This is a genomic window from Candidatus Eisenbacteria bacterium (assembly GCA_016867495.1).
Classification (GTDB): domain Bacteria; phylum Eisenbacteria; class RBG-16-71-46; order CAIMUX01; family VGJL01; genus VGJL01.
In genome coordinates this window covers 1-4,119 of the sequence record VGJL01000218.1, presented here as the reverse complement: position 1 = coordinate 4,119, position 4,119 = coordinate 1, and the positions used below count along the sequence as shown (strand labels likewise).

Below are 4,119 nucleotides of genomic sequence, written 5' to 3'. Positions count from 1 at the left end.
GCAGGCGCTTCCGTGTCGGTCACGGCGACGAGCACGACGGAGTCCTCGACGGAGACGGTGGTCCTGCCGGGCGCGGGCGGAATCTACCAGGGAAGCCTCCCGCTGACGCTCGCGATGGCCGCCGGCGGCGACGGCCTGCTCTCTGTCACCGAGGGCGACGAGATCGTGGTCACCTACAACGACGCCAATCCGGTGACGACGCTGACGGCGACGGCGGTCGTGGATCTGACGGGTCCGACGATCACCAACGTGCGGGCCACGGCGATCACGGAGTCGGACGCGACGATCAACTGGACTTCCAGCACGGTCGGCGATTCGAAGGTCTACTACGGCCCGACGCCGGCCCTGGGCCTCGAAACGGGCGTCGACCCGATCATGGTGTCCTCCCATGCGGTGGCCCTGAGCGGGCTGCTCCCGGGCACTCTCTACTACTACGACGTGGAGACGGCCGACGGCGCCGGCAACGCCGTGCGGGACGACAACGGCGGGATGCACTACACATTCACGGCCGACCGCAATCGCGACGTCCTGCTCGTGATCGGCGATTCGACTTTCGACAAGAAGGTCCGCTACACGAACGCCTTCGCCCGGATCGGCTGGACCTACACGATCTGGGAGGGAGCTTCGGCTGCCACCCCGTACGTGGGGGATCTGGTCAGCGGGATGGCCTCCTTCAAGGCCGTCGTCTGGCAGACGGGTCTGGAGCAATACCCGATGCTGACCGACGCCGCGCGCGACTCGGTGGCGAGGCTGAACGATCTCGGCAGCCGGTTCGCGATCTTCTCGCACGACGTGGCGTGGGACTTCTGCGATCCCACCTCGCCCGACTACACGGTGGCACGCTGCGACTGGTTCAAGAACGAGCTGCATTCCGTCTGGCAGTCCGACCCCGCCAGCTTCTCGCAGGTGCGCGGAATCGCCAGCGACCCGATCAGCGGCGGCTACACGGCGGGCGTCTCCTACACCCCGCACCGCAGCGGCGCGGCGGGCGACGAGATCGATGGCCTGGCGATTGGCGGCAGCTTCGCCTACGTTTGGCGAGACAACGACACGTCGGTGGACGACATCGCCCTGCGCTTCACGACCTCGGGTCCCGTAGGCGACCCGCTGCACGCGGTCTGGGGCGGGACTCCGGAGAAGATCTCGAGCAACTTCTTCGAGTGGGCGCACCTCAACAACACCCAGGCTGACGACGCGGTCCGCGCCGACATCCTCGACAAGACGCTGACCTGGCTGGTCGGACGCGACAATCCCATCGTTGACCTCACGGCCCCGGCGGGCGGAGAGGTCTTCACGGACAACTCGATCTCGATCTCCTGGACCGAGTCGGCGGGGGCCGGCTACTCGATCGCCGCTCGCAGGCTCTACTACAGCGACAACAGCGGCGAAAGCTGGACCTTGATCACGGCCGCGCCGGGGACGAGCCCCTACACCTGGGACATCAGCTCGGTCCCGAACGGGATCCAGTACCGCGTCCGCGTCGTGATCGAGGACAACGGCGCGCCTGTGCTGTCGGCGGCCGAGGCCTGCGCATCGAACTTCACGATCAACCGGGCCGGCGGCGACACGCGCGGCCCGCTGATGGTGGGCGGTTCGATGTTCATCAGCCCGAACCCCGTCCTGAAGGTCTCTCCGTACCAGACGACCCTGACGGGGACGACGAGCGACGTCTCGATGGGCAACTCGAACATCGTGGCGATCGAGTGGTCCAACGGGCCGACGGCGGCGCCTCCCGGCGGGGCCGGCGCGCACCTGTTGACCGCTCCCGGGGTCTCGCCGGTCGCGACCCTGAGCACTGTGATCGACAACCGCGTCCTGGCTGCCGGGAACGAGACGATCTGGATGCGCGGCAAGGACGCGGCGGGCAACTGGGGTCCCGCCAGCCCGCTGGCTGTTGTCGTCAACGCCAATCCGTCGAGCGCCGAGGAGATCATCCCGACGCGCTTCGCGCTGCACGTCAACGCCCCCAACCCGTTCAATCCGGTCACGACGATCCGCTACGACCTGCCGAAGTCGTCGGCTGTGAACCTCTCGATCTACGACGTCACCGGCCGCAGGGTGCGGACGCTCGTGGAGGGGACGCTCACGCCGGGCTCGCGCAGCGCGACCTGGGACGGCCGTGACGCCGGCGGCAACGAGGCGACCAGCGGGGTCTACTTCTATCGGATCGAGGCGGGCGACTGGAATGACACCAAGAAGATGACGCTCCTGAAATAGCAGCCCAGCGCAACCGATCCAGTAACGCGAGGAGCGGCCGGTCCCGAAAGGGATCGGCCGTTTCTTCGCGATCGAGCCGGCCTATCGCAGCAAGAGGAGACTCGTGGCCATGACGGCCATCCCGAGGAGGATCCCGGCCAGGACTTCATGGCTCTTGCCGTATTCTCTCGCCGTCGGAAGGAGCTCGTCGAGGGAGACGTAGACCATGAATCCGGCCACGATGGCGAAGACGATTCCGAGAAGACTGGGCGAGGCGACAAAGCCCAGGAGGATCACGCCCAGAATCCCGCCCAGCACCTCCGCCAGGCCGGACAAGAAAGAGAGGAGGAAGGCGCGGGACCGATTCCCCGTCGCGAAGTAGATCGGCACCGAGACGCTGATCCCCTCGGGGATGTTGTGCAGTCCAAGCGCGATGCCGGTCGCTATGCCGAGGTGCAGGTCGCTGATGCTCGCGAAGAAGGTCGCCATCCCCTCGGGGAAGTTGTGGATCGCGATAGCCATCGCCGTGAACACGCCCATCCTCAGAAGACGCGTGGAGGAAGGGGCCGGCTCGCCCGTCCCGGACGCTACGATCTCACGCCTGGCCCGTATGCGGTCGAGATCGCCCGCGGTCCTGATCTCGTGAGGATTCTCGGCCGCCGGGACCATGCGGTCGATCAATCCCATGATGATCATTCCCGCGAAGAACGAGCCGGTGGCGATCCACTCGCCGGTCGCGCCGCCATGCGCGTCGACGAGGGAGTCGATGGCCTTCCTGAGAATCTCGACGAACGAGATATAGATCATCACGCCGGCGGAGAAGCCCAGCGACACCGACAGGAAGCGGTAGTTGGTGGTTCGGGCGAAGAAGGCGATGGCGCTTCCGATCCCGGTCGCGAGGCCGGCGATCAGAGTCACCGCGAGGGCAAGGAGGATCTCTGAGGTCCCGTGGCCGATCATCCGGAATTCATCTCTCCGCGCCGTTCGATTGCCCACAGACTCCGGCTCCGCCCGGGCCGCACACCGCAGGCAAACTGGCCGGGCCGCCCTGCGTCCGGGCCGGCTTCATGCCGGCCGGCGCGCCAAGGAGCAGTGTAGTCGCTCCCCTGGAATCCGGCCAGTCGGAGTCCGGGGCAACTACCCTGCCATCCTTGGCGACAATCTCGCCGACCTGATCGAGCAGAAGAAGACTCAAGCGAAAGGTAAGGCCGCCCGATAACGACATGGGGAGGCGTCTTCCCGCGCAGCGCTATCGGTCAGGATGGAGCGCACTCCCTATCCGACGGCCCGAGCCCGATTGGAGGCGGCCCACGCCACCCCGAGGGCCTGAGAAGATGCCGACTCGCCCGCCACACGAAGCAATAGCTGCCTGAAGGAGAAGCCATGATGAGAATTCGCCTGGGGTGTCTTGCGTTCGCAGTTCTCTTCGTCATCGCGGGATGCACTGATGATGAGCCGACATCGCGGTCCCTGACGGGGAGCGAGCTCCGGATCCTGGAGGCCCTGCAGACCGGCGCCTGTTGCCTTCCGGATGGCTCCTGCATTCTACTCACCGAGCAGGAGTGTAAGGATGCCGGCGGCACGTACCAGGGGGACGAGACGGCATGTGAGCCTGACCCCTGCTCCGCGCCTCCTCCCCCGCCCCCCGCGGAGGGAGCCTGCTGCCTCGCTGATGGATCCTGCGTCACGACCACGGCAGACGATTGCGCCAAGCAGGGCGGAACCTACCAGGGAGATGACGCGCCCTGCGATCCCAACCCTTGCCCGCAGCCTCCGCCCCCGCCCCCCGCGCAGGGAGCCTGCTGCCTCGCAGATGGATCCTGCATCACGACCACGGCCGACGATTGCGCCACGCAGGGCGGAACCTACCAGGGAGATGACGCACCCTGCGATCCCAACCCTTGCCCGCAGCCTCCGCCCCCG

3 protein-coding genes are annotated in these 4,119 nt (G+C 66.9%); 2 read left to right on the top strand and 1 reads right to left on the bottom strand.

What is annotated here, in order from left to right; all coding sequences use genetic code 11:
- The first annotated feature begins 12 nt into the window (after window positions 1–12).
- Entirely contained in the window at window positions 13–2,217 is a 2,205-nt protein-coding gene (locus tag FJY88_12465; protein ID MBM3288149.1) for a T9SS type A sorting domain-containing protein, read from the top strand.
- 81 nt (window positions 2,218–2,298) lie between these two features.
- On the opposite strand, the gene zupT is transcribed toward FJY88_12465, so the two are convergent.
- Window positions 2,299–3,156 carry a zinc transporter ZupT gene (gene zupT, locus FJY88_12460; protein MBM3288148.1) on the bottom strand — a complete coding sequence of 286 codons (858 nt, stop codon included), beginning with the start codon at window positions 3,154–3,156 and terminating at the stop codon, window positions 2,299–2,301.
- Between the two features lie 426 nt (window positions 3,157–3,582).
- On the opposite strand from zupT, the gene FJY88_12455 reads away from it, so the two are divergent.
- Window positions 3,583–4,119: hypothetical protein (locus FJY88_12455; protein ID MBM3288147.1), on the top strand; the 537-nt coding region annotated here is incomplete at its 3' end.

Bases quoted from the DNA above. Each gene is read 5' to 3' on its own strand.
- zupT (MBM3288148.1), bottom strand. From the start codon at position 3,156: ATGATCGGCCACGGGACCTCAGAGATCCTCCTTGCCCTCGCGGTGACT.